This is a genomic window from Rhizobium sp. CNPSo 3670 (assembly GCF_057784555.1).
Map to the genome: position 1 here is coordinate 192044 of NZ_JBXSOL010000011.1, position 6650 is coordinate 198693.

The 6650-nt window shown below is 60.9% G+C and carries 3 protein-coding genes; all 3 read right to left on the minus strand.

Annotation, left to right across the window (positions count from 1 at the left end; genetic code table 11):
- Positions 1-40 precede the first annotated feature (40 nt).
- Positions 41-721 carry a peroxiredoxin-like family protein gene (locus tag AC13QO_RS14290; protein ID WP_488540933.1) on the minus strand — a complete coding sequence of 227 codons (681 nt, stop codon included), beginning with the start codon at positions 719-721 and terminating at the stop codon, positions 41-43.
- Between the two features lie 74 nt (positions 722-795).
- The gene (locus AC13QO_RS14295; RefSeq protein ID WP_221112532.1) at positions 796-4041 is read right to left on the minus strand and encodes an adenylate/guanylate cyclase domain-containing protein; all 3246 of its coding nucleotides are present in this window, start codon (positions 4039-4041) and stop codon (positions 796-798) included.
- A gap of 124 nt (positions 4042-4165) precedes the next feature.
- On the minus strand, positions 4166-6424 hold the full coding sequence (locus tag AC13QO_RS14300; protein WP_488540934.1) for a bifunctional diguanylate cyclase/phosphodiesterase: 2259 nt from the start codon (positions 6422-6424) through the stop codon (positions 4166-4168).
- Positions 6425-6650 lie beyond the last annotated feature (226 nt).

The window sequence follows — 6650 nt, forward strand, 5'->3', positions numbered from 1 at the left end:
AGCGGCCGGTCCGCCCAGGCAAAGGGCCAGGGAAGTCGCGTCAAACAGCCATATTCGAAGCCGCCGACATTACATCGCGGGGGGCGGGACCGCCGAACAAGTTGCGGCCACCTTCCTCGACCTCCGTGAAACACCAGCGCACGACGCCATCGCGGTCGAGCAGGAATTCGCCGACAAGCTGGCCATGGCCGGTGGCGATCATCCGTGTGTCGTCCTCGGTGAATTCATAACCGTCGGCCTTGTCGAGATATTCCATCGCCGCCATCACACCCATGGCCTCTGGCAACTCGCCCGGCATGTCGACCTGCATTGACGACATTGTGCTCATGCTGACCTTGTACGGCCATTCGTTCTCGGATTCGGTGAACTCGATATTCGGCAAGCCGAAAGCTCTGTGCGATACCCGTTCGGGGTCGGAGGCCGCGAGCAAATTGGGAAGCGGGTGGTAGCGGAAATAGAGGCGCGCTCGCTCGATCGGAGTATTGACGACCGTGAGGCTATCGATGCCTTTTTCCTGCAGCGCATCGGTGAGTTCGGCCATGGCGGCGATCTGTCGGCGGCAGAAGGGGCAGTGCAGGCCGCGAAACAAGCCGACAAGCACCGGCTTCTGACCGCGAAAATCATCGATGGCGATCTTGCCATGGCGGGTGATCGCATCCAGCACCACGTTGGGCGCGCGATCCCCAGGCTGTAATGGTTTATCGGCGTGGTTCTCCTGCATTGTTAGTTCCTCCCTTTATGTCTCTGAATCGCTTTGGCGAATTGATGCAGAGCGACGAGTGAGATGCGAAGCCTTCAGTCGAGAAACGGCAAGACGACGAATGTGCCGGGGTCAAGCTTGTGGCGGATGCACACATCCTGCGCCAGCGCGAAATACCGTTCCGCTTCATCCATGTCGTCGTGTTCAAGGCTCAGTGTCGCCAAGCCATCATAACACGGAAAGAGCAGTTGCGGCTCGTCAATTTCCTTCGCAACCTCAAGGGCTTCCTCGTAATACTTACGAGCTAGGTTCGGCTGCCCATGGCACTGGTGTATCTGCCCGAGTACGATCAGCGGTACGGACAGATGGTCGCGCTGATCGAGCGCCCGGTCGATTTCGACCGCCTTCTCCGCCGCCGGCACGCCCTCGGCTCCACAGCGATCGGTGAAGGTGCAGCAGGAGACCGCGAGATTGGCGAGAAGACGCGCCTGGAAGCCGAGATCGCCGATGCGGGTGGCGACCTCCAATCCGCGTCGGCAGATCCTGATGGCGTTGGCCGGATCGACGATCGTGTAGAGAACGCCGAGGTTGGAATAGGCGCGGCAGGCGGCGCTTTGCAGATCGGCCTTTTCGGCGACCGAGAGGCTGCGCTCCACTTCCTGCACGGCATCACGGCGGCGTCCGAGACGCGCGAGTGCTGCACCTTTGGTGTTCAGCGCCTCTGCCATCGCCCGCGCTGCCTCCCGTCCGGCCTCGGTCGTTCCATCGATCGGCAGTGTTTGCAAGCATTGCAGCGCCTGTGTCGCCCATTCGGCAGCAGCAGCCTGGTCGCCGGTGCGGAAGGCGAGGTGGCCGCGTTCTTGCAGGAGATGGGCATGTTCGACCGGCGCATCGATCGGCGCGATCATCGTTTCGGCTTCGGCACAATGGGCCTCCGCCTGATCGCGGCGTCCCGCATCGAGATGCAGGCGGCTGATCTTGCGCAAGATCCTCGCAGCGGCGATCCGATCATCTTTCGCGCGGTGGATCGCGAGTGCTCGCTGATAATGGTTCAGGGCGGCCTCACGCCGGCCGGCAGGACCGCAGAGATCGCCAAGGCGCTCCAACAGTGCCAATTGCTCCGGCGGCGCCTCCTGCTCGTCGGCGAAGGCAGCAAGAGCCTGTCGGTAAAGACGCATGGCATCGTCATTGGCGTATATCTTGCGCGCCATATCGCCGGCCGCCATGAGATAGCTGGCCCCCTTGGCCTTTTCGGTGGTCAGGCTGAAATGATGGCCGAGCTGCGCCAGATGCTCTGCTCGATCCGGCGCCACGCCATATTGGCGTTCCAGCGCCCGGCCGATCCGTCGGTGAAGCTCCATGCGGCGTTGCAGCAGCAGATTGTGGTAGATGACATCGTGCATCAAGGTCTGGCTGAAGCGATAGCCCGGCGCTGTCTCGGCGTCCGGTCCACGCAACTCCTCGATGATATTGGCATCGCAGAGATAATCCAGCGCTGCATCGATGCCGGCCGGATCGGTCGCGACGGTGCGGAGCAGGGCGGTATCGAACTTCGGGCCGACGACGGCAGCCTCCTGCGCCAGACGTCTGATCTCCTGCGGTAACCTGTCGACGCGGGCAAGCAACAGGGCTTGCAAATTGACCGGTATATCGACATCCGCGTCTTCGGCTGCGACATGCCAGCGCTGCCCGTCATTGTGCAGCGCGCCCATGTCGATCAGGCCGCGCAGGATTTCTTCGATAAACAGCGGATTGCCGCCGGCGCGCTCGAGGATGCGCTTGCGCATTGGCGCCGGCAACTTGCCGTGACCCTCGCCAAAAAAGGCGGCAAGCAGCTTCTGCCCATCGGCAGCGAAGAGGGGGCCGAGACGCTGAACAGTGACGCTGACGCGATCGGAGTTCAGCGGATCCGTCTGCGACGTCGGCCGGTAAATCGCAAGCAGCATCAGTCGGCTGCGCTCCAGCCGGTCCATCATGAAACGCAGCACTTCCAGTGAGGCGGCATCCGCCCAGTGGAGATCCTCGATCACAAGCAGGAGAGGGCCTTGTGCCAGCCGCCGCTCGAAGATGGTTCGCACCGCATAGAAGATCTGGCGACGCAATTGTTCCGGTTCGATGTGCCGGAGCGCGCCATCGGGATCGCCGAGGCCGAGAACATGGAAAAAGAGCGGCAAAAGCGCCGCGACGTCGTCAGGCCCGAGATCGAGGGCACGGAATCCCGTTGTCAGCAGTTGCCGTGTCCTGTCGGGATCGTCCCGCTCGCCGATTCCATAGGCGCTCCGCACGACCGCGGCGAGCGTGCCGTACGATTGTTCGCCGAGGGGAGAGCAGGTGGCTCTGCGGATAGCAAGCCCAGGAAAACGGTCCGTGTTGCCGGCGATCCCGACGAATTCGCTGGCCAGACGCGATTTGCCGATGCCCGCTTCGCCGATCAGACGGACAAGCTGCGCGGCGCCGCCACAGGCAAGATCGAGGCAGGTCAACAGGCGCGACAATTCCGCGTCCCGACCGACCATCGGCGCCTGAAGGCCGAAACTTTCGAGCCCGCGTGCCGTATGCGGCGCTTCCAGCAGTCCGGTCAGCCGATGCACGAGGACGTTTCCAACCTTACCGCGCAGGGTTTGCGCGCCGAGGCTGTCGAAGGCAAAGGCGTGGCGGGTGAGACGGTAGGTCAGCGGACCAACGAGAATATCGTTTTCGCCGGCCATGGATTGCAACCGTTGTGCGGTGTTCACCGTGTCGCCGGTCACGGAATAGGATTTTGTACTGGCGGCGCCGAAGCCGCCAGTGACGACAGGGCCGCTATTGATGCCGATATGCAAGCGCAGCGGCACGCCCGCACGCGACTGCCAGCGCTTGCCGACCGCAGCGGCCCGGTCGATCATATCAAGTGCGGCGCCAAGCGCCCGCACCGGATCGTCCTCATGGGCGACCGGCGCCCCGAACAGCGCCAGCAGTGCATCGCCGACAAATTTGTCGACGAAGCCGCCATAGGCTTCCACCGCCCGGGTCATCTCTTCGAACAATTCGTTCTGCAGCACCCGCATGATTTCGGGGTCGATCTGCTCGCTCAACGTCGTGAAGCCGCAGAGATCGGCAAAGAGCACCGTCACCGGCCGCCGGTCGGCATCGCCATCGGATTCAGCCGGTGCCGTCTCGATGGCTGGCTTCGCGGCCGGCTGGGCTTTGCCTGAGATCGACGCGCCGCATTTCGGGCAAAAGGCAAAATCAGGCTGACATGGATAACCGCAGGCCGCGCAGGAGAGGGGTTGCCTTGCGCCGCATCGCGGACAGAAAGCAAAACCGCTCTGAATGTCGAAACCGCAGCCGGCGCATTCCATCGCAGGCATCTCACGAAAACCCGGTATGCGACAGCGACATCGGCCGCTGCCGGCGGGCTTCTCAATGGGGACAAGAATGAACCTGCTGACGAGGACCCGCAAGCACAAACAGCCGACGGCCAACCTAGCGGCCTGCCTTTGCGGTTCCTCTATGCGGCTGATGGCAAAATTCGATCAACTGCTCCGAGGTCATTGGCCGCGCCAGTGCGTAACCTTGCAGCAGATGGCAGCCGAGATCTTTCAGGATCTTCGCGTGCTCCATTGTCTCCACGCCTTCGGCAACGATGTCGATGTTCTGTGATCGGCCGATTTCGATGATTGAGGAGACCAGACGGCGTTGAGAAGGAGAGGCGAGGATCGGCTTGACAATCTCTCGATCGATCTTGAGCCTTCGGGGTTCAAATCGAAGCAAGCTGACGATACTGGCATGTTCTGTGCCGAAATCGTCGATTTCTATTTCTATGCCGAGCGCCTTGATGGCTGGAATCACCTCATTGAGAGCAGGCTGAAGCTCATCGAAGGAGATTGTTTCAAGCAGCTCGAAACACAGGCGGCCCCTCACTGCGGGAAGGGCCGAAAGCTCGGCAAGCAGATTTGCCTGCGCCAGTCGGCGCGCGGAGATATTGACCGAGACCCGGGGGATTTGCAGTCCCAAGCCGTCCCATCTCGTCAGCTCGAAGAGTGCCTTTTGCAGGATCAGTCTATCCATGTCGCCGCTACGCCCGAGCCTTTCCGCAGCATCAAGAAACTCGGTGGGGCCGAGCAGACCTCTTCGCGGATGATCCCAGCGGGCGAGGGCTTCGACGCCTGCGACCGCCAATGTGGTTGCGTCGAACTGCGGCTGGAAGAACGCGACGAACTCGTCGCGTTCGAGCGCTTGGTTGAATTCATCCGCCAGTTCTTTCGAATGGACTGCGGCGCTTCGAAGCTCTTCGGTGAAGATAGCCGCGCGACCGCGACCCGCCTTCTTCGCCTCGTAGAGCGCCAGATCGGCATTCAGGAGCAACTGGCCGAGGTCCTGTCGAGAAGGTTCAGCCTCCCAGGCGACGCCGACGCTTGCTCCGACCACATAGGCTGCTCCATCGATAAAAATGTTGCGCTGAAGCGCGTCGACAATCTGCTTGGCCAATTCGGTTGCTTTAGGCTCAGGATTGGCGCTCCAGCTGGCGAAAATGAACTCGTCTCCACCGATGCGAGCCGCGACGTCGTTCGGACCGGCCAAATCGGCGAGCCGCAAAGCCGTGGCCTGGAGGACGATGTCACCGCCGGCATGGCCCTTCGTGTCGTTGATCTCTTTAAACCGGTCAAGGTCGATATGGATGAGGATCAGGCAATCGTGCGGAGCCGGCCGCGGCGGCTGCGAGATCATCTGGTCGACGAACCGTCGATTGGGAAGTCCCGTCAGCGCGTCGTGCAGTGACAGGTATTCCAGGCGTTGCCGCGCGCGAACGAGCTTCTTCTTGTGCAGGCGAAGTTTTTCGATGGTTCTTTGGCGCGATCTGGTCAGAAAGCCGACCCAGACGATGGGGGCAACGACACAGAAGGCCAACAAACTTGCATAGAACTCGAAGGCGCCGATCCCGTTATTTTGGCCCCATCCATGCTTCGGACGCGCGGCGAGGGTCCATCGGCCGTAGGTCATATCCACGTTTGCGACGACCGGCTTTCTTTGAAAGGTCTCCAGGCCGCCGAGAAAAACTTGGTTGGGCGATTCCGGCTCCGGTTCGGTGCTGATGGCAATCTCAAGATCGGTCGAACGAAGGCCGCTATCTCCATAAAGCCTTGGAATATCAATGATCCCGGAAAGCAGCCCCCAAAAGACCTGGCTATTTCCGTCGGTGGTATAGACAGGGCACCTGACCACAAAAGCCATTCCGCCTTGGACAAGCTCCACCGGGCCGGTCAAGACGATGTTGTGGGTGTTGCGCGCCAGCATCGCGGCAGCCCGTTGCTTCTCGTTCTTCCGGTAGTCGAGCCCGATGGCTCTTTCATTTCCTTTTTCCGGATAGACCCAGCTGACCACCATGTCAGGCGCCGCGGCGAAGCTTCGCAATTGTGAATCAGGCTGCAGGATCCGTGCTGCAAGTTTGGAAAATCCGTTCTGACCCATTGCCGGATCGACGGAGATAGCCGCCGCCAGCCCTTGTAACAGTTTCACATTGCTATTCAGATTCGTCTGCAGCCGAGATGATATCGTGGCAAGCTCACCGGCGACAATCGAACGTTCATCGGCGAGAGCGCGCTCCAGCCGCCAATTCGTTGCCACCCAGACGACGATAGCTGCAATAATGGCCGCAAACACCGCTGGCGCGAAGGCGCTCACATGGCCGGTTAGGCAGCCCGCGCGGCTGCGCGCTATCTCTGGGTTTTTTCGAAACTTCATCAGCTCGCCGGTGTGGTGGTAAGAGCGTATCCTTGCACAGTTTCTTTAAGGCAACGCTAAACCGACCAATACGGTTCGAATATCGTCAGTCCGGATGCACGGATGCCTAGATTTTTGCAGGGCCACACCGCGCATCGCTGTCAGTCCCATCCGCAATCTCCAAGCTCATCAAAACCCGGGGAGAGTGACACTCTTATTTTGCAGAAACAGGACACTTTAACTTTGC

Bases quoted from the DNA above. Each gene is read 5' to 3' on its own strand.
- AC13QO_RS14290 (WP_488540933.1), bottom strand. From the start codon at position 721: ATGCAGGAGAACCACGCCGATAAACCATTACAGCCTGGGGATCGCGCG.
- AC13QO_RS14295 (WP_221112532.1), bottom strand. From the start codon at position 4,041: ATGGAATGCGCCGGCTGCGGTTTCGACATTCAGAGCGGTTTTGCTTTC.
- AC13QO_RS14300 (WP_488540934.1), bottom strand. From the start codon at position 6,424: ATGAAGTTTCGAAAAAACCCAGAGATAGCGCGCAGCCGCGCGGGCTGC.